At 73.8% G+C, this 18767-nt stretch carries 17 protein-coding genes and 2 pseudogenes; 14 read left to right on the top strand and 5 right to left on the bottom strand.

Annotated features, from left to right (window positions below; all coding sequences use genetic code 11):
* Nucleotides 1-822, bottom strand: coding sequence for a metal ABC transporter ATP-binding protein (locus tag ACERM0_RS04340; RefSeq protein WP_373677287.1), 822 nt, complete (start codon nucleotides 820-822; stop codon nucleotides 1-3).
* A 185-nt stretch (nucleotides 823-1007) separates the two neighbouring features.
* Between ACERM0_RS04340 and ACERM0_RS04335 the strand changes: the two genes are divergently transcribed.
* The 4 genes and pseudogenes from ACERM0_RS04335 to ACERM0_RS04320 form a co-directional block, all read left to right on the top strand.
* The gene (locus ACERM0_RS04335) at nucleotides 1008-2777 is read left to right on the top strand and encodes a ScyD/ScyE family protein (protein WP_373677286.1); all 1770 of its coding nucleotides are present in this window, start codon (nucleotides 1008-1010) and stop codon (nucleotides 2775-2777) included.
* A gap of 137 nt (nucleotides 2778-2914) precedes the next feature.
* Nucleotides 2915-3481, top strand: coding sequence for a mismatch-specific DNA-glycosylase (locus tag ACERM0_RS04330; protein ID WP_373677285.1), 567 nt, complete (start codon nucleotides 2915-2917; stop codon nucleotides 3479-3481).
* A 181-nt stretch (nucleotides 3482-3662) separates the two neighbouring features.
* Nucleotides 3663-4754 carry a hypothetical protein gene (locus tag ACERM0_RS04325; RefSeq protein ID WP_373677284.1) on the top strand — a complete coding sequence of 364 codons (1092 nt, stop codon included), beginning with the start codon at nucleotides 3663-3665 and terminating at the stop codon, nucleotides 4752-4754.
* Between the two features lie 87 nt (nucleotides 4755-4841).
* A pseudogene (locus ACERM0_RS04320) lies at nucleotides 4842-6455 on the top strand (FAD-dependent oxidoreductase); the annotation flags it as partial.
* A 28-nt stretch (nucleotides 6456-6483) separates the two neighbouring features.
* Here the strand turns inward: ACERM0_RS04320 and ACERM0_RS04315 are convergent.
* Both ACERM0_RS04315 and ilvD read right to left on the bottom strand, forming a co-directional pair.
* Nucleotides 6484-6966, bottom strand: coding sequence for a hypothetical protein (locus tag ACERM0_RS04315; protein ID WP_373677283.1), 483 nt, complete (start codon nucleotides 6964-6966; stop codon nucleotides 6484-6486).
* Between the two features lie 26 nt (nucleotides 6967-6992).
* Entirely contained in the window at nucleotides 6993-8675 is a 1683-nt protein-coding gene (ilvD, locus tag ACERM0_RS04310; protein ID WP_373677282.1) for a dihydroxy-acid dehydratase, read from the bottom strand.
* Between the two features lie 137 nt (nucleotides 8676-8812).
* On the opposite strand from ilvD, the gene ACERM0_RS04305 reads away from it, so the two are divergent.
* The 4 genes from ACERM0_RS04305 to ACERM0_RS04290 are packed head-to-tail and all read left to right on the top strand — an operon-like array spanning nucleotide 8813 to nucleotide 12289.
* Nucleotides 8813-9289, top strand: coding sequence for a PaaI family thioesterase (locus tag ACERM0_RS04305; protein ID WP_373677281.1), 477 nt, complete (start codon nucleotides 8813-8815; stop codon nucleotides 9287-9289).
* A gap of 1 nt (nucleotide 9290) precedes the next feature.
* Nucleotides 9291-10301 carry a TIGR03617 family F420-dependent LLM class oxidoreductase gene (locus ACERM0_RS04300; protein WP_373677280.1) on the top strand — a complete coding sequence of 337 codons (1011 nt, stop codon included), beginning with the start codon at nucleotides 9291-9293 and terminating at the stop codon, nucleotides 10299-10301.
* Entirely contained in the window at nucleotides 10298-11278 is a 981-nt protein-coding gene (locus tag ACERM0_RS04295; protein WP_373677279.1) for a DMT family transporter, read from the top strand. Before ACERM0_RS04300 ends, ACERM0_RS04295 begins: the two co-directional genes overlap by 4 nt.
* A 57-nt stretch (nucleotides 11279-11335) precedes the next feature.
* Nucleotides 11336-12289, top strand: a complete 954-nt coding sequence (locus ACERM0_RS04290; protein WP_373677278.1) for an ROK family protein — start codon at nucleotides 11336-11338, stop codon at nucleotides 12287-12289.
* Nucleotides 12290-12351: 62 nt separating this feature from the next.
* Here the strand turns inward: ACERM0_RS04290 and ACERM0_RS04285 are convergent, their stop codons facing one another.
* Complete coding sequence (locus ACERM0_RS04285; RefSeq protein WP_373677277.1) at nucleotides 12352-12816, bottom strand: cupin domain-containing protein; 465 nt, start codon at nucleotides 12814-12816, stop codon at nucleotides 12352-12354.
* Nucleotides 12817-12993: 177 nt separating this feature from the next.
* Between ACERM0_RS04285 and ACERM0_RS04280 the strand changes: the two genes are divergently transcribed.
* From ACERM0_RS04280 to ACERM0_RS04255, 6 genes and pseudogenes are all read left to right on the top strand, one after another.
* Nucleotides 12994-14631: an acyl-CoA dehydrogenase family protein gene (locus tag ACERM0_RS04280; RefSeq protein ID WP_373677276.1), complete on the top strand. Its 1638-nt coding sequence runs from the start codon at nucleotides 12994-12996 to the stop codon at nucleotides 14629-14631.
* A gap of 104 nt (nucleotides 14632-14735) precedes the next feature.
* Entirely contained in the window at nucleotides 14736-15629 is an 894-nt protein-coding gene (locus tag ACERM0_RS04275; RefSeq protein ID WP_373677275.1) for an ABC transporter ATP-binding protein, read from the top strand.
* Complete coding sequence (locus ACERM0_RS04270) at nucleotides 15629-16852, top strand: ABC transporter permease (RefSeq protein WP_373677274.1); 1224 nt, start codon at nucleotides 15629-15631, stop codon at nucleotides 16850-16852. The genes ACERM0_RS04275 and ACERM0_RS04270 overlap by 1 nt, the downstream gene beginning before the upstream one ends.
* Nucleotides 16853-16993: 141 nt before the next feature.
* The gene (locus ACERM0_RS04265; protein WP_373677273.1) at nucleotides 16994-17248 is read left to right on the top strand and encodes a DUF2252 family protein; all 255 of its coding nucleotides are present in this window, start codon (nucleotides 16994-16996) and stop codon (nucleotides 17246-17248) included.
* A pseudogene (locus ACERM0_RS04260) lies at nucleotides 17245-17489 on the top strand (DUF2252 family protein); the annotation flags it as partial. The gene ACERM0_RS04265 and the pseudogene ACERM0_RS04260, both read left to right, overlap by 4 nt.
* A 3-nt stretch (nucleotides 17490-17492) precedes the next feature.
* A complete protein-coding gene (locus ACERM0_RS04255) occupies nucleotides 17493-17858 on the top strand; it encodes a DUF2252 family protein (RefSeq protein WP_373677488.1) in 366 nt (121 codons plus the stop codon).
* A gap of 62 nt (nucleotides 17859-17920) precedes the next feature.
* Here ACERM0_RS04255 and ACERM0_RS04250 read toward each other — a convergent pair whose 3' ends face one another.
* Nucleotides 17921-18712, bottom strand: a complete 792-nt coding sequence (locus tag ACERM0_RS04250) for an enoyl-CoA hydratase/isomerase family protein (protein ID WP_373677272.1) — start codon at nucleotides 18710-18712, stop codon at nucleotides 17921-17923.
* Between the last annotated feature and the right edge of the window lie 55 nt (nucleotides 18713-18767).

The raw sequence follows: 18767 nt of genomic DNA, 5'->3' as shown, positions 1-18767 counted from the left end.
TCAGACCCGAGGACGGCGCAGCAGCGCGTCGCCGGCGCCGAGCAGCGGCTCCTCGTCCACGACCGCGACGGTGCCGCCGTCGTGGACGACCCGCATCGGGGCTCCGTAGGTCAGCAGGAGGGTCTCGGCATCGAGGACGTCGGCCGGGGGCCCGTCGGCGACGATGCCGCGGTTGAAGCAGACGATGCGCGGCAGGTGCGTCGCGACCCAGTTCAGGTCGTGGGTGGTGAGCACGACGGCGATGCCCTCGGCGTTGAGGTCGCCGAGCAGGTGCAGTACGTCGTGGCGGGTCGCGAGGTCCACCCCGCTGGTGGGCTCGTCGAGCAGCAGCAGTTCCGCGTCACGCACGAGGGCGCGGGCGAGCAGCACCCGCTGCTGCTGCCCGCCGGAGAGGTCGGCGATGTGCCGACTGCCCAGCTCCCCGATCCCGAGCCGTTCGAGCAGTGCGTCCGCCCGGCGCCGCTCGCCACGGTCGAACCACGGCCGTCGCCGGGTACGCGGCACGAGCCCGAGCAGCACGGCCTGCCGCACGGTCACCGGGAAGTCCCAGTCGATGCCGCCGAGTTGCGGCACGACACCGACCCGTCGCGGCGGCCGTCGCCCCACCGGCTCGCCGAACATGCGGACGGTGCCCTGGTAGTGCCGGACGTCGCCCGTGAGCAGGCGCAGCAGGGTGGTCTTGCCCGCGCCGGACGGGCCGACGATCCCGACGAGCTCGCGACGTTCGACGCGCAGGTCGAGCCGCTCGAGCACCGTCAGGCCGCCGTAGCCGGCGACCACGCCAGTGAGCTCGATGGCCGGAGCCGTTGCTGCCGCTGTCACGCCACCGATCCTGTTGCGAGCGACTCGCAGTATAAGGGGTCGTCACGGGCGGGCCGGACCGCCCACCCGAACCGCGGCCGCGGGACATCTGCCCCACGGTAGGGACGGCGCCGTCCGTAGCGTCCATCGATCGCTCCGGGCGCCGGGGCACGGATCGGCGCGTCGCGGCGCGCCAAGGGGGCAAGATGAGGGGGAGACTGCGTGCAGCCGTGCTCGCGGCGGCGCTGGCGGTGCCAGCGGCCGTTGCCTCGCCGGCGCGGGCACGGGACGCCGAACGCGTCACGGTGCTCGTCGACGACCTGCAGAACCCGCGCGGGGTCGCCGTCGACGCGGACGACAACGTCTACGTCGCGGAGTCCGGCAGCGGCGGGGGCGACGTGTGCCTCGACGTACCCGGCGAGGACGGCGTGAGCGCCGAGGTGTGCTTCGGGACCACCTCGGCGATCACACGCGTCACGGCCGGCGGGACCGTGGAGGCGGACTTCATCGACGACCTGCCGTCGCTGGCGATGGGGGACGAGGGGGCGGTGGGCGCCACGGCGGTGGCGGTCGCCGCGGACGGGATGATCTACGTGGCCTTCGGTTGGGGCCAGTCGGCCTCGACTCGGGACGCCGTCGCCGACGTCTTCCCGCCGGCGGCGCTGTTCGGCACCGTGCAGCGCCTCGAGCGGGACGGGTCGCTGACCGAGGTGGCCGACATCGCGAGGTGGGAGGAGGACAACAACCCCGATCAGGCACCACCGGCCGACCCCGACAGCAATCCGAGCGACCTGTTCGTCGACGACGGGACGCTGTACGTGGTCGATGCGGGGGGCAACACGCTGCTCGGCGTGGACCTCGACAGCGGCGACATCGAACTGCTCGCGCTCTTCCCCACCCGCGACGTGCCTCCGCCGCCCTTCCTGCCCGGCAACGATCCCATCCCCATGCAGTCGGTGCCGACGTCGATCACCCAGGACGTCGAGGGCCGCCTGGTGGTCGGTGAGCTGACCGGCTTCCCGTTCCCGGTGGGCGGTGCGAACCTCTACGACGTGGACCCGGCCGTCGGCGAACCCGTGGTGCGCACGACCGGCCTGACCAGCGTCACCGGCGTCGCGGTCCGCGGCGCCGACGTGTTCGCCGTCCAGCTGGCCGTCCGTGGGCTCATGGAGGCGCAACAGGACCCGCGTGGCGCCGTCGCACGGGTCTGGCCGAACGGTGCCCGGGCCGACCTGTTCGCGCAGGAGTTCGTCCTGCCGTACGGCGTCGCCGCCGACTCCAGGGGCTTCCTCTACGTCAGTGCGGGCGCGATCCTGCCCACGGGCTCGCTGCTGCGCGTCGACCCGTCGTTGGCCGGCGACCCGGCGATCCGCGCCGCCTGCCCGATGGACGGGCTCGAGGTCAGCGGCTTCACCGACCTGCGCGGCAGCGTGCACGGTGAGGCCATCCTGTGCATGGCGTGGTACGGCGTCTTCCTCGGCAGGACGGACGGCTCGTTCCGGCCCGGCGACTCGATCACCCGCGGACAGTTCGCCAGCGCGGTCGTGCGGCTGATCGAGGCGACGGGAACCGACCTGCCGGCACCACGGACGCGCTTTCCCGACCTCGCCGGCAACGTGCACGGCAGGGCCGTGCGGCAGCTGGCGACGGCCGGCATCGTGCAGGGATTCTCCGACGGGACGTTCCGGCCCCAGGCGAACATCACCCGTGCCCAGGCCGTGACGATGATGGTCGGGGCCTACGACTTCGTCGGTGACGACCTACCGGCCGCGCCCGCCAGCCCGTTCACCGACATCGCCGGCAGCCCTCACGAGCGCAACATCGATCGGGCCCACCGGGCCGGTTGGGTGGCGGGGGTCGGCGGCAGCCGGTTCGCGCCGAGCCGTTCGATCACCCGTGGCCAGACCGCGTCCGTGCTGGCGCGGACCGCCAGCACGCTCGTCACCGACGGCGCGCTCACGACGCCGGCCGGCTGATTCGCCGACCGGTGTCCGGCGCACCCCGGACGGGCCCCGGCGACCGCCGCGCCGGGGCCCGTCCCACCATCGGTTTCGCGTCCGGCCGACCTGGGTGTCACGCTTCGCGCCCGACAGCGACGAAGGCGGCCGAGGACGTGGGCTTCACCCGCGAGGAGTTGGAGAGCTTCCGGGACGCCACCGTGCCGGACCTGGTCGGCGACGAGCCACCTCGGCTGGTGTTCGTCGGGATCAACCCCGGCTTGTGGACCGCCGCCACCCAGACCCACTTCGCCCACCCCGGCAACCGGTTCTACCCGGCGTTGCACCGCGCCGGCATCACCGACCGCGTGCTGGACCGCGCGGCCGGACTCACCGACGCCGACCGGCGTCAGCTCACCGACCGGGGTATCGCGATCACCAACGTCGTGCCGCGCGCGACGGCCGCGGCCAGTGAGCTGACCCGCCAGGAGCTGCGCGCGGGCGGAGAGCGGCTGGTCGCTCGCCTGGAACGTTGGCGTCCCGAGGTGGTCGCAATCGCCGGGGTGACGGCCTACCGGGCCGCGTTCGGCCGTCCCAAGGCCGTCATGGGACGCCAGCCCGAGCCGCTGGCCGGCGCCGAGCTGTGGGTCGTGCCGAACCCGAGTGGTCTGAACGCGCACGAGACCACCGACACCCTCGCCGACTGGTACCGGCGGGTCGCACAGGCCGCCGGCATCTGCTGACGGCCGCCAGGTCCGACGACCGCCAGCTCGCTGACTGCCAGCAGCCGCTTGGCGGGCGCAGGCGGTGCCGCGCGGGCGGCGCCCGGGTCGCGGGCAGCGCGACCCGCCACGGCCCAGGCCCTTCAGCTTTCCTTTAGCCTCCCACCGTCGTGCCGAGGGGCGGCGTGACGACAGGGGGTTCATGGGGCGGCGCACGCATGGCATGCCGGCGGTGGTGACGGCGGCGATGATGACGGCGGCCGTCGTCCTGGCGCTCCTGGCGAGTGCCGGACCCGCCGATGCCGCGCCTACCTGCCCTCGCCCGGACCTGCTGCCGGACGACGTGGTCGTGCTGGCCGACGGGTTCCGCGTCGAGTGGACGAACCCACGCCTCGCAGCCGGTGACCGGATCGTGATGCACCGCTCCGCGGACGCGACCTGGCCGCGTACGCCCAGCGACGGCCTGCGGATCTTCGACGACGGTGGCAACGGCGTCTCGGGGGCGACCCGATCGGTGACGGTGCGCGGGCTGCCGCAGGACCGCTCCTACGGTCTGGCGTTCTTCACCCTCAACCCGTCCTGCTCGCAGCACGGGATCGGGTACTTCAGCGGCGAGACCGCCCGGTCCTCGCGGGTCAGTCTGGCCACGTCGACGGAGGAGATCGGTGTCGGCGACACGGTGCGTCTGACGGTCGGTGTGTCGGGGTACGACGCCACCGAGCAGCGCTATCTGCCGCTCTACGACCGCCCGGTGACGCTGCACGCCCGCCGGATCGGCACGGAGGAATGGACGCGCGTCGCGACCGGCAACACCGGCAACCTCGAACCCGGCAGCACCAACGGCCGCGCCGTCTTCAACGTCACGCCCACGCGCAACACCGAGTACCAGGCACGGTTCGCCGGAAGCGGCATCTTCAGCCCCGGCACCTCGGCGTCCGCCGCCGGGACCAACTTCACGTCGACCGCTGCCGTGGCGGGCAACCGGTCGCCGGTCCGGCCGGTGAACGTGCGTCCGAAGGTCACGATCGCCACGTCCGCGACCCGGGTGAGCCCGGGTGCGCGCGCCACGCTGTCGGGCAAGGTGTCGCCGAAGGCCGCCGGCCAGACGGTCGTGGTCCAGCGCCACGACGGTAGCCGCTGGGTCGAGGTGGCCCGGCGCAAGCTCTCCGACACGTCCCAGTACCGGGTGCACGTCTATCCGCCGAAGGGCACATGGGCCTACCGGGTCGTGCGCCCGGCGGGGGCCGCCAACGCCCGCGGGGTCTCCCCGCGCGTGGAGATCCGCGCGCGATAGGTCGCCGGCGCCTACGACGATCGATCGTCTTCCCGGCCGGACGGGCACGCCTCTGGCGGTCGTGGGCGGGCGCTCCTACCGTCGTCGCTGCCCCCGGAACCGAGGCGAGACGATGGCCAGCCCGCCGCCGGCCGACGTGCCGGTCGCGATCGTGGGCGCCGGGCCGGTCGGGTTGGCGCTCGCCCTCGGCCTCGCGCGCCACGGCGTCCGGAGCGTCGTGCTGGAACGCCACCGCCAGCTCAGCCGCACTCGAAGGCCGCTGGCCTGCACGTACGCACACGCGAGGTGCTGCGCCGGTGGGGCGCGGAGGAGCCGCTTCTCGCCGCGGGCAACCTGGTCGAGGACATCCGTCTGCACGACGTCGGCACCGGCCGCGAGCTCCTGCACCTCGACGTCCGCCTGCTCGCCGACGAGGCCGCGCGGCCCGGGATGCTCGTGCTGGAACAGAGCGAGACCGAACGCCTGCTCCTGGAGGCGGTCCGCGCATCCGGCCTGGCCGAGGTCGCCTTCGGTACGGACGTCACCGGCCTGCACCCGCGTGACGACGCGACCGAGGTGCGCTTCGACCGCGACGGAACGGGCGGCCGCCTGACCGCCGCGTACGTGGTCGGATGCGACGGCGCGAGCAGCCGCGTCCGCGACGTGCTCGGGCTGCCGTTCACCGGGCGGACCTATCGGCTGCGGCCGCTGCTGGCCGACGTCACCGTCGCCGACGCCGCCCGCGACGGCTTGCCCTGGCCGCGCCTGGACGACCGCGCCGACGGGCTGACGGTCGGCATCCGGCTGCGACCCGGCCTGTGGCGCATCATCCACCTCGGCGCCTCCGCCGTTGGCGAGGAGGTTCCCGACGCCGAGGTGCAGCAGCGGGCCGAGGCGGTCCTCGGTCCCGGGCCGGTGGACATCGTCTGGCGCAGCCGCTTCCGCATCCACCGACGTTCCAGCCCCCGGTTCCGGCAGGGGCGCGTCCTGCTGGCGGGTGACGCCGCCCACGTGCACAGTCCGGTCGGCGGCCAGGGCATGAACGCCGGCATCCAGGACGCGGCCGACCTGGCCTGGAAGCTGGCCGGCGCGCTGCGCGGCGGCGACGCCGAACGGCTCCTCGAGGCCTACGACGTGGAGCGGCGGGAGGTCGTCGTCGGTGGCGTGACCCGCTTCACCGACCTGCTCACACGCGTCTACCTGATGGTGCCGGGCCCGGTACGTCGCGGCGCCTTCGCCGTGCAACGGACCGCGATGCGCAGTCGCCGCCTGCACCGGGCCGCGCTGCGCCGGTTCGCGATGCTCGACCTGCGACTGCCGCCCTCACCGCTGCTCGGCGAAGAGCGGGGGGCCGGCCGCCGCCTTCCCGACCCGCTGGTCCGCGCGCCCGACGGAACCGTGCGCCGGCTCCACGACCTGCTTCCTGTCGGTGCGGCACTGCTGACGGTCACCAGCAGCCATGCGAGCTCGGCGGAGGAAGCCGACCTGCCGGTGGAGGCCGTCGTGCGCATCGGCCCCGGTGGCCATCAGGACGGCACGGGAACGCTCCGGTCGCTGCTGGATGGCCGCGACGGCTGGATCCTGGTCCGACCGGACGGTCACGTCGCCTGGGCCCGCACGACCGACGACGGGCCGACCAAGCTCCGGCTCGCGGACGCGGCGGCCGCCGCGCTGGGCCTGCGGGGGCACCCGGTCGGCTCGGGACGGCGCCACGCCCGCTGATCCAACGCCCTCCTGATCGCTGGTGCGATCAGCCCGGGTGCAGGGGCAGACCGCCGCCGAGGACGTCGCCAGGTGGACCACCCTCGGGTGGCTGGGCCGGGAGCGCGTCGACGGCGTGCTGGAGGGGGTGCAGGAACGGCAGCGCGGTCGGATCGAGCTCCTCCGACGGCGCGAACTCGACCAGGCCGCCGTCGTCACCGAACCATGACGCCGTGATGTGCGGTGCGTGGCGCCGGGCACCGAACGCGACCACCAGCGCGTCGGCCCCGCCGACCTCGGCCTCCGCGAGGAACCCCCACGCCGGGATCGCGTCCGGGGTCATGCGGTCGGCCGCGAACTGGGCCAGCAGGGCGTGGCGCGCCTCGTCCTCGTCCGGGAAGTCCGGCAGGGCCACCAGTTGCGTGCGGTCGGCCCGCGGGAGCACGATCGTCGGCGGCACCGGTCGGCCCTTGGTGCGCACCACGTCGATCGCCGCCTCCTGGCAGACGTAGCGGAGTTCCTCGAACTGCACGCGACCCCCTTCGAGCGTTCGTCCGCTCAGACCGACGTGGTCGCGCCCTCGGACGCCGAGCGCACCGTGCGGGCGTACTTGGCCAGCACCCCGCGGGTGTAGCGCGGCGGCAGCGGGGACCAGCCCTCGCGGCGGCTGGCCAGTTCCTCGTCGTCCACGAGCAGGTCGATGCGGCGGTTGCTGACGTCGATCCGGATCCGGTCACCCTCGCGGACGAAGGCGATGGGTCCGCCGTCGGTCGCCTCGGGTGCGACGTGGCCGATCGAGAACCCATGGGTCGCGCCGCTGAAGCGACCGTCGGTGAGCAGCGCGACCGTGCTGCCGAGGCCCGCGCCCTTCACCGCCGAGGTCACGGCCAGCATCTCGCGCATGCCGGGCCCGCCCTTCGGGCCTTCGTAGCGAATGACGATCACGTCGCCGTCGACGATCTGGCCGGTCAGGACCGCCTCCATGGCGCCCTGTTCGCCGTCGAAGACCCGCGCGGGGCCCTCGAACTCGTGCTGGGAGGGGTGGATGCCGGCGATCTTCACGACCGCGCCGTCGGGTGCGAGCGAGCCGCGCAGGATGGCCAGCCCGCCCTCGGCGTGGATGGGGTCGTCCAGGCGGTGCAGCACCTCGCCGTCGGGGCCGGGCACCTCCATCGCCTCCAGTTCCTCGCCGATGGTGCGACCGGTGACGGTCAGCGCGTCCCCGTGCAGCAGCCCGGCGTCGAGGAGTTCCTTCATGACCACCGGCACGCCACCGATGCGGTCGACGTCGTTCATCACGTAGCGGCCGCCCGGCTTCGTGTCGGCGACGTGCGGCACGCGGCGCCCGATGCGGTCGAAGTCCTCCAACGTCAGGTCCACCTCGGCCTCACGCGCGATCGCCATCAGGTGCAGCACCGCGTTGGTGGAGCCGCCCAGCGCCATCACGACCGCGATCGCGTTCTCCAGCGACTGGCGGGTGATGATCCGGCGGGCGGTGATGCCCTGCTCGAGCAGGCGCACCACCGCCTCACCCGACGCGCGGGCGAAGTGGTCGCGGCGCGGGTCGGTCGCCGGCGCCGCCGAGGTGCCGGGCAGCGCCAGGCCCATGGCCTCCAGCGCCGAGGCCATCGTGTTGGCGGTGAACATCCCGCCGCAGGAACCCTCGGACGGGCAGGCGGCACGTTCGATGGCGGCGAGCTCGTCGTCGTCGATCTGGTCGCGCCCCCGGGCGCCGACCGCCTCGAAGACCTCCTGGATCGTGATGTCGCGGCCGTGGTGGTGGCCGGGCAGGATCGAGCCGCCGTAGAGGAACACGCTGGCGACGTCGAGGCGAGCGGCCGCCATGGCCATGCCGGGCAGGGACTTGTCGCAGCCGGCGAAGGTCACCATCCCGTCCAGCCGCTCGGCGTGCATGACGGTCTCGACCGAGTCGGCGATGACCTCCCGGGACACCAGCGACGCGCGCATCCCCTCGTGGCCCATCGAGATGCCGTCGGACACGGCGATGGTCACGAACTCGATGGGGAACCCGCCGGCCTCGCGGACGCCTTCCTTGGCCTGCTTGGCCAGCCGGTCCAGCGGCAGGTTGCAGGGGGTGACCTCGTTCCACGACGACACCACGCCGACCTGGGACTTGCCCCAGTCCTCGTCGGTCATGCCGACGGCGCGCAGCATGGCCCTGGCCGGGGCGCGCTCGTACCCGTCGGTGACGTCGCGGCTGCGTGGCTTGTGGTCGGCCATGGTTGTCGTCTCCGGGGCGGCGAGGCGGGGTCCTCGGCGGCGACCCGCGCCGGTCCCATCAGACCACACGGTGCCGTGGACGTCGAAACGCGCCGGTAGCGTGCCGCCGGACATCGGCCCGTGGAGCGGAGGCGAGGGTGACCGAGGCAGCGTTCGAGACCTTGTTGGGCCGCCTGCAGGTGGGCGAGACGGTCGCGGCCGACGAGCTGGAGGTGCTCGAGGCCGACCGCTTCGCCAGCGACGTGGTCGGCCTGCGCTGGGACACCCTGTCGCTGGAGCGGGTCACGGCCCACCTCGACGTCGACGAACGCCACCACCAGCCCTACGGCATCGTCCACGGTGGCGTGTGGTGCGCGGTCGTGGAGACGATCGCCTCGATCGGGGCCGCCCTGCACGCTGCGTCGAACGAGGAGCTCGCCGTCGGCGTCAGCAACACGACCGACTTCCTCCGCCCGCACCGGCAGGGGCGGGTGCTGGTGGAGGGCGTGCCCCTGCACGTGGGGCGCACCCAGCAGTTGTGGCAGGTCGTCGTCAGCCGGGAGTCCGACGGCAAGCCCGTCGCCCGCGGGCAGGTGCGCGTGCAGGCGGTCGCCTCCGACCAGGTGGGTGGCTGACGTGAAGCTCGACGCCATGATCCTGGGCGCGCCCCTCGCCGAGGTGGCAGGGCTCGCCGCCGCGGCGGAGGTGGGCGGCTACGACGGCTGGTTCACGGGCGAGACCGCCCACGAGCCGCTCTTGGCCTGCACGGCCGCAGGGGTGGCCACGGAGCGGCTGCAGGTGGGGACCGCGATCGCGGTGGCGTTCCCCCGTTCGCCGATGCACGTCGCCCAGGCCGCCCACGACCTGCAGGCGTTGACCGGGGGACGCTTCGTGCTCGGCCTCGGGTCCCAGGTGAAGGCGCACGTGGAGAAGCGCTTCAGCGCGACGTGGTCCGCGCCCGCGGCACGCATGCGGGACTTCGTGCTGGCGCTGCGGGCCATCTGGAGCGCGTGGGAGACCGGCGACCGGCTGGCCTACCGGGGCGAGTTCTACCGGCACACGCTGATGACACCGTTCTTCACCCCGCCGGCGCACGGGCACGGCCCGCCGCCGGTGTGGCTGGCGGCGGTCGGGCGGCGCATGACCGAGGTGGCCGGCGAGGTGGCCGACGGGGTGCTCTGCCACGGCTTCACCACCGACCGCTACCTGCGCGAGGTCACGCTGCCGGCACTCGGGGCGGGCGCCGAGGGTGCCGGACGCCGCCGCGACGACGTCGAGGTGGCGCTGCCGGTGTTCGCCGTGACGGGCCACGACGAGCTCGAGGTGGCCCGCGCCGACGCATTCGTGCGCCAGCAGCTGGCCTTCTACGGGTCGACGCCCGCGTACCGGCCGGTCCTCGAGCTGCACGGCTGGGGCCACCTGCACGAGGAACTCCACACGCGCTCGCTACGCGGCGAGTGGGACGCGATGCCGGAACTCGTCGACGACGAGGTGCTGCACGCGTTCGCCGTCGTCGCGCCCCCCGACGGACTCGGCGCGGCGATCCGTGCCCGTTACGGCGACCTCGCCGACCGAGTCAGCCTGTACACGCCGTTCCAGCCGAGCGCCGAGGACGTCGCGCACCTGGCCGCGGGACTGCGCCGGTGAGTGGGCCGGGTGCCCGCGGCCCGCTGCTGGTCCTGGCGGCAGCGACCCTGTGGGGCACCGCAGGGGCGGCGCAGGAGTTGGGGCCGCCGGAGGCGTGGCCGCCGGCCGTGGCCGCGCTGCGCAGCCTGCTCGGCGGCGCGCTGCTGTCGGGCGCGGTGCTGCTGTGGCGCGGCCGGGCCGTCGTCGTCGACACCGCCCGGCGCGCCCCCGGACCGCTGGCGGTGGCCGCCGTCGCCATGACGGCCTTCCAGGGCGGCTACTTCACCGGCATCCGGCTGTCCGGGGTGGCGGTCGGCACGCTGGTCGCGATCGGCAGCGCACCGGTGTGGGCGGGGCTGCTCGAGGCGCTCGCCGGCCGGCGGCCCGGCCTGCGGTGGCTGGTCGCGACGGCGGTGACGGTGTCGGGAACGGCGCTGCTGGTCCTCGGCGGTGGACCCGACGCCGCGAGCGGGGTGGACCTGTTCGGTGTGGGCGCCTCCCTGACGGCCGGCGCCGCCTACGCCACCTACGCCGTCGCGTCCAAGCGACTGGTCGAACGTGGCGTCGACGGCACCAGCGGCATGGCGCTCGCATTCGCCGCCAGCGGCCTCCTGCTGGCGCCGGCCCTGCTGCCACAGAGCATCGGCTGGGCCGTCACACCGCGCGGACTCGTGATGATCGTGTGGCTGTCGATCTTCACGATCGCGGCCGCCTACACGCTCTTCGCCGCCGGCCTGCGCACCGTCGACGCACCGACCGCCACGACACTCACCCTGGCCGAGCCGCTGACGGCAACCGCGCTGGCCGTGCTGGTCGTCGGGGAACGGCTGTCGGCGGCGGCCGTGGTCGGTGCCGTGCTCGTCACGGTGGGACTCGGCCTGGCCGGGCGTCGACGCGCGAACGAGCGCCAGAGCACCGCCGGATCGTCGCCCGAGCCACCGCCGGACGGCACGGCCGACGAGGCCACCACCCGGGGCCGGATCGCGCCAGAGCGCTAGGCTGCGCCCTCCCGCGGCACGGTCACGGGCCGCGGGTCACCCGTCACGGAGGCATGCGTGGTCACGGTCGGCATCGATCTGGGCGGCACGAACATCTACGCGGTGGTGCTGGACGGCGAACAGCGACTGGGACGGGCCAAGCTGCGCACTCCGTCGACAGGGGACCGCACGGGGGTGCTCGACGTCATGGACGCCGCGGTCCGCGACGCCCTCGGGGATGCGGGCCGCACCATGGACGACGTGGACGGCGTCGGGGTCGGTTCGCCCGGCATCGTCATGGCCGGCACCGTCGGCGGGGCGGCCAACGTCCCCGGCTTCCTCGAGCGGTTCTCGCTGGCGGACCTGTTCAAGCAGAAAGTGGGTCACGAGGTCCGGGTGGCCAACGACGTCACCGCCGCCGCGGTCGCCGAGCATCGGCTCGGCGCCGGACGCGGCACCGACGACGTGCTCGGCGTGCACGTCGGCACCGGTGTCGGCGGCGGGATCATCCTCGACGGCCGGCCGTTCGAGGGCGGCGCCGGCGGCGCCGGCGAGTTCGGCCACATGGTCGTCCAGCAGGGCGGCGCCGTCTGTCCCTGCGGGCGTCGGGGCTGTATCGAGGCGTACGCGGGCCGTCGGGCGATGTCGCTGGCGGCCGAGCGGGCCAAGGCGGCCGGCACGCCGACCATCCTGTTCGACGTCATGGAGGAACTGGGCAAGTCCCGGCCGACCTCCGGGGTGTTCCAGGAGGCCTACGACCGCGGTGACCCGCTGGTCGCCGACCTGCTGGACGACGCCATCGAGGCCCTGGGTGCCGGCATCGCCAGCGCCGTCAACCTGCTGGACGTCGACGTCGTGGTACTCGGCGGCGGGCTCGCCGACCGGTTCGGCGAGCGCTTCCGGATGCAGGTCGACGCCGCCATGCGCCCCCACCTGTTCCTCCAGCCGCCCCGGGTGCGCGTGGTCGCGGCACAACTCGGCGACGAAGGTGGGGCCATCGGCGCGGCGCTGCTGGCCGCCGACGCCGCGTAGCCCCGCCACCGGCTGTCGTCGACCGTCGTCGTCCGTCTCCGGCGTTGCCGGCTGCGTTGCCGTCAGACGCTGTACTGGTCGTGGGCGGCCAGCAGCGCCGTCCACTCCTCGGGCGAGGGGCGCCGCCCACCGGCGGCGATCTCCGCCAGCGCGGCGAAGTAGTCCTCCCGCCGGGCCCCCGGGCAGGTCAGCATCAGCATCGATGCCGGCTGTCCGCTGTGGTTGCGGTAGCCGTGCACGGAGCCGGGCGGGATGTACAGGTGCGCGCCGGCGCCGACCGCCACCCACTCGCGGCCGTCGTAGAGCTCCACCTCGCCGTCCAGCACCAGGAACGACTCGGAGAAGGTGCGGTGGAAGTGCGGCGTGGCCGTACCACCGTCCGCCGGCAGGTCCAGCCCGTACAGCGAGTAGCGACCATCGGTCGCCGCCACGTCGGCCAGCACCCGGACCCGCGTCGCGCCGAGGTCGAGGACCTGAGCCGGCGGGGCGAGCCGCGCGTCGGTCTCGCCGGTTCCCACGTAGGTCATGAGGTCCTCCTCGTCGCGCCACCGGGGTCGGGTTCGAGTATCACTGCCGACGAGGCTCGATGGGGCGGATCGCCGGTGGGGATCCTGCCGTCGTGTGGGCTTGGAGCCGGCCGATCCGGGATGGCAGGCTCTGGCGGTCCCCGCCTCCCTGCGGGCGACCGGCGAAGGAGCGCTCCCGTGTCCCATCTCGATCACGCCCGCACGCTGGTCTCGGCCCTGCAGGACGCGGTGGACACCGCCGCCGCGTCGTTGGCCGCCCGTAGCGAGAAGGACGGCCGGATCAGCACCGGCCTGCTCGACCAACACCAGACCGTCGCCTACGACCTCGCCTCGCTCGCGTCGGCCGTCGCCGCTGCCCGGCACCTGCTGACCTACGGTGAGCAGGGCGAGCAGGAGGCGGCACTCGCGCTCGCCTATGCCGCCGACGTGGCCGCCGACCTGCAGGCGCGCGTCGCCGGGCGGGCCGCCCACTGGGGGCTCGACGTCGACGTGCTGGGCGAGGCCGCCGAGGCACTGGCCGCCGGGCGCGATCCGGGCTTCCTCGACGACCTCGCCGAGCGGGTGCTGGCCACCGGTGAGGCCGGACCGCGCCACCTCGCCGAGGAACTGGAGATGGTGCGCCAGACCTTCCGCCGGTTCGCGGAGGACAAGGTCGTCCCGGTCGCCGAAGAGGTGCACCGCCACGACCAGGACATCCCCGAGGAGGTCATCGCCGGCCTGGCCGAGCTCGGCTGCTTCGCGCTGTCCATCCCCGAGGCCTACGGCGGGTTCTCGGCCGGCGGCGAGGACGAACTGCTCAACATGGTGCTGGTCACCGAGGAGCTCTCGCGCGGCTCCCTGGGCGTCGCCGGCTCGCTGATCACCCGCCCGGAGATCATCGGCACCGCCATCCTGAAGGGCGGCACGGAGCAGCAGAAGGCGACCTGGCTGCCCGCCATCGCGTCCGGCGAGAAGATGTGCGGGGTCGCCGTCACGGAGCCCGACCACGGCTCGGACGTCGCCGGCGTCAAGGTCACCGCCACCCGCGACGGCGACGACTGGGTCATCAACGGGGTGAAGACCTGGTGCACGTTCGGTGGCCGCGCCGAGTACCTGCTGGTGCTCGCGCGCACCGACCCGGACCGCTCGCTCGGCCACCGGGGCCTGAGCCTGTTCGTGGTCGAGAAGCCGGCCTTCGCCGGCCACGAGTGGCGGGCCGAGCAGGACGGTGACGGCGGCGGGAGCATGGACGCCCGCGCCATCCCGACGCTCGGCTACCGCGGCATGCACTCCTTCGAGATCAGCTTCGACGGCTGGCGCGTGCCGCACGCCAACCTGATCGGCGAGGACGACGGGCTCGGACGCGGGTTCTACCTGCAGATGCAGGCGTTCGCGAACGCCCGCCTGCAGACCGCCGCGCGGGCCCTCGGCGTGATGCAGTCGGCGCTGGAGCACGCGACCGGCTACGCCAAGGAACGGCACGTCTTCGACACGCCGCTGGCCGCCTACGAACTCAACCGCATCAAGCTCGCCCGGATGGCGGCGGTCATCGCGGCCTGCCGGGTCTTCGCGACCGACGTGGCCCGCCAGCTGGCGCGCGGCGACGAGGGCGCGCAGCTGGCGGCGAGCCAGGTCAAGCAGCTGTCGTGCCGGGTCGCGGAATGGGTCACCCGTGAGGCCCAGCAGATCCACGGCGGCTACGGCTATGCCGAGGAGTACACGGTCTCGCGCCTGTTCGTCGACGCCCGTGTGCTGTCGATCTTCGAGGGCGCCGACGAGGTGCTGGCCCTCCGGGTCATCGCGCGCACGCTGCTGGGCGAGGCCCTCGCGGGCTGACCGGGGCCCTGCGGCCTGCGGTGCCCGCTGCCGATTGGCGCCGGCACCCGCCCCTGCCTAGGGTCCCGCCTCCAGGGACCGGCCGGTAGCAGGGGCGTGGCGACGTGCTGGAACTCGATGGGTTGCGGCGCGCCTTCGGCGACGTCGTGGCGCTGGACGACCTCTCGTTCGCCGTCCGGCCGGGGGAGTTGTGCGGCTTCCTCGGCCCCAACGGTGCCGGCAAGACCACCGCCATGCGCGCCGTGCTGGGCGTGACCCGGCTCGACGGTGGCGAGGTGCGCTGGAACGGTGCGCCGATCACCGCGGAGATGCGGGCCGCCACCGGCTACCTCCCCGAGGAGCGGGGGCTCTACGCCAAGATGCCGATCGGCGAGCAGTTGGCCTACTTCGCCCGCCTGCACGGGCTGTCGAAGGGCCAGGCCATCGAGCGGGTCGAGGCCCTGCTCGACAAGCTGGGTCTCGCCGAGCGGATCGGTGACCCGACGGAGGCGTTGAGCCTCGGCAACCAGCAGCGGGTGCAGTTCGCGGCCGCCCTGGTCCACGGGCCGGAACTGCTCGTGCTCGACGAGCCGTTCAGCGGCCTCGACCCGCTGGCCGTCGACACGATGTCGGCGCTGCTGCGCGAGCAGGCCGAGCGTGGCGCCGCCGTCGTGTTCTCGTCCCACCAGCTCGACCTGGTCGAGGACCTGTGCACCACGGTCGCCATCGTCAGCCGGGGCCGGACGGTCCTGCACGGTGACGTCCGCGAGTTGAAACGCCGCGGCCCGACACGGCTGCGCATCGTCGTCGAGGGCGACGACGGGTGGCTCGCCAACGTCCCGGACGACGTGCAGGTGGTGGCCCGCCGCGACGGCGAGGTGACCCTCGTACTCGGGGACGACGTCGACGCGGTCGGGGTCCTCCAGCACGCACGACGCAGCGGGCCGGTCCTGCAGATGAGCCTCGAGCCACCCAGACTGTCCGAGTTGTTCCGCGACGCGGTGGGGGAGCCGGCCTGATGCGTACCCGACAGGTCCTGCTCGTGGCCGGCCGCGAGATCCGCCAACGGGTGCGGTCGAAGGCGTTGGTGGGCACCACTGTGCTGCTGGCCGTCGTGGTGCTCGTCGGCGCGGTGCTGTTCTCCAACGGCGGTGACCTGTTCGGCGGCGACCGCGACACCGACGCCGCGCCCGGAACGGCCGCGAGCGGGCTGGAGGTCGCCGTCGTCGGGGAACTCTCGGAGGCGGCCCGCTCTGCGCTGGCCACCCGTGTCGGTCAGGAGCCGACCTACCGCCAGGTGACCGACGAGGCCGCGGCCCGACAGGCCATCGCACAGGGAGCCGATTTCGCGATCGTGGACGACGGCGCCCGGGTGCTGGCACCCACGCCGGCCGGGCCGTTCACGCCGGCCGTGCCCTTCGGGGTCACGGAAGCGCTCGGCGTCGCCGAGGAGCTCGAGGCGGCCGGCGCCGATCCGGGTCTGGTCGGCACGGCCCTGGATGCCAGGCCGGTGCCGGTGGACATCGTGGAGACGGGCACGGGTGTCGACGCGGAGACCGCCGGTGCCCGGTTCGCGGTCGCCTACGTCGGGTCGTTCTTCCTCTACCTCGCGCTGATCTTCTTCGCCCAGATCGTCGCGACCGGGGTCATCGAGGAGAAGGGCTCCCGGGTCGTCGAGCTGATGCTGCCGGCCGTGCCGCCGCGGCAGCTCCTCGGCGGCAAGCTGCTGGGCCTGGGGATCGTCGGCACGGCCCAGGTCGTCACGATCGTCGCGCCGGCGCTCGTGTTCCTGCTGGTGCGCGACCCCGACCTGCTGCCGCCCGGCGTCGGCGCGGCGGTCGCGTCGGTGATCGTGTTCTTCGTGCTCGGCTTCGCGTTGTACGCGGGCGTGACCGGCGGCCTGGCCGCCATGGCGTCGCGGATCGAGGACCTGCAGGCGGTGGTCATGCCGCTGTGGGCGATCCTGATCGTCGCCTTCATGCTGGCGTTCCCGACCTTGAACGCACCGGACAGCACCCTGGCCGTGGTCGCCACCTACGTGCCCTTCTCCGCCCCGTTCGTGGTGCCGGTGCGTCTCGCCCTCGTCGAGCTGCCCCTGTGGGAGGCGGTGCTCTCGGGCGCGGTGGTGCTGGTGAGCGCCGCCCTGCTCACGTTGCTGGCCGCCCGCCTGTACGAGGGCTCGATCCTGCGCGCCGGCGGACGTGTCGGGTACCGGACCGCCTGGCGCAGCGCCAAGGAGTGACGCCTCGCTGGCTCGACCACCCGCCCGTGGGTGGAGACGACGTCCGACGCGTAGAGCCCGATCCTGCGGGTGTGTGACGGCGGCGCAGTCCGCGGCGCCCCGCCGAGTGCAGACGATCGTGATCGGGAAACGGGGAGCCGCTTGCTCGCTGACGGGGACGACCGTGCCATCCATGCGTCGTCGGCGGGCCGCGCCGCCCGCCAGTCGGTCCGCCGCCGCGACCACGCCGAGTGGGACGCACCATCGCAGCGGGGTGACCCCGTCGCGGTCCTCCGCGAGCAGGACGCCACGCGGATCCCCGGCCTCGTCCCGATCCGGCACGGCCGGATGACCGCCGACCCGTTCGCCTCCTATCGGGGAGCGGGGGCGATCATGGCACACACGACCTCGCCGTGACTCCGACGACCGGCTTCCAGGTCCAATCGTGCGGCGACGCGCACCTCGCCAACTGCGGGTCCACGCGAGCCCGGAGCGGCGGCTCGTGTTCGACCTCAACGACTTCGACGAGACGCTGCCCGGCCCATGGGAGTGGGACGTCAAGCGTCTGGCCACCAGCTTCGAGATCGCCGGCCGGCTGCGGCAGTTCCCGCCGGCGCAGCGCGCCGAGCTCGTGTCCACCGTGGCGGCGGCCCGGCTGGCGATGGGCGACTTCGCGCGCGCGGGTTTCCTGGACACCTGGTACGGCCACCTCGACGTCGGGCTGCTGCTGCAGGCCAAAGAGGCGGCGGCCTCGGTCCTCGAGGTGGTGGTCCAGCGGTCCGCCTATACGCACCACGGTCAGCGGGTCGTCCAGGGGCAACTCCTGATGCAGGCCGCCAGCGACATCTTCCTCGGGTGGAGCAGCACGGTCACCGGCCGGCACTACTACTGGCGCCAGTTGCGGGACATGAAAGCCGGTGTCGACATCCGTTTCGCCCGGCGCTACGCGGACCAGAACGAGCGGGACCTCGACCGTCACCGTCAGGCCATCGCCGATGGAGAACTCGAAGCGCGTCCCGACCTGTAGCGCTGACCGGCGTCGCGGCTTCGCCAAGACCGGCCACCCGGTCCCTCACGCCGGTGCCGTGGTCAGTGGCCCGCGAACCGGGGGGCGCGGCGCTCGCGGCCGGCGGCGAGGCCTTCCACCAGGTCGTCGCTGCCGTAGCTGACCGCCTGGCACGCGGCCTCGCGTGCCAGCGCCGCGTCGAGGTCGGCGTCCGCGGTCGTGGCCAGGGTCTGCTTCAGTTGCCGGACGGTCACCGGGGAGGCGGCGGCGATCTCCTCGGCCAGCGCGATGGCCCGTGGCAGTACCTCGTCGACCGGGACGGCCTCCAGCGCCAGCCCGGCGTCGGCGGCCTCGCGCCCGGAGACCAGCCGGCCCGTGTAGAGCCATGCCGCCGCCCGTTGCGGCCCCACGGCCCGCGCCAGGAACCAGGAGCCACCCATGCCCGGGTGCAGCCCGAGCCGGGAGAAGTTCAGCCCGACCTTGGCGTCCTCGGCGACGACCCGCAGGTCGCAGGCCAGGGCGACGCACAGACCGGCGCCGACCGCGTGCCCGTTGATGGCCGCGACGACCGGTACCGGCAGGTCGCGCACGCTCAGGAACCGGCGGTAGAAGTCACGCATGTGGTCGGTGGCGTCGAACCCCTCCTCGCGGGTCCGACGTGAGAGGTCCTCGAGCATGCCGAGGTCGCCGCCGGCCGAGAACGCCGGTGGGGCGCCGGTGAGGACGACGGCGCGCAGGCCCCGGTCGTCCTGCAGTTCCGCGGCCGCCTCGCGCAGCGCGTCGCCCATCTCGACCGTCATGGCGTTGCGGCGGTCCGGGTCGTCCAGGGTCAGGATCGCGACCCCGTCGTCACGGCGTTCGGTCCGCACGCTCACCCGGTGTCCTTTCGTCGCGGTCAGGGCCGGCAACGTTAGACCTGCCGTGCCGGTG

It is taken from the genome of Egicoccus sp. AB-alg2, from assembly GCF_041821065.1.
Classification (GTDB): Bacteria; Actinomycetota; Nitriliruptoria; order Nitriliruptorales; family Nitriliruptoraceae; genus Egicoccus.
Note: the sequence above shows the minus strand (reverse complement) of the source record. Positions and strands in the feature narration are given on the sequence as shown.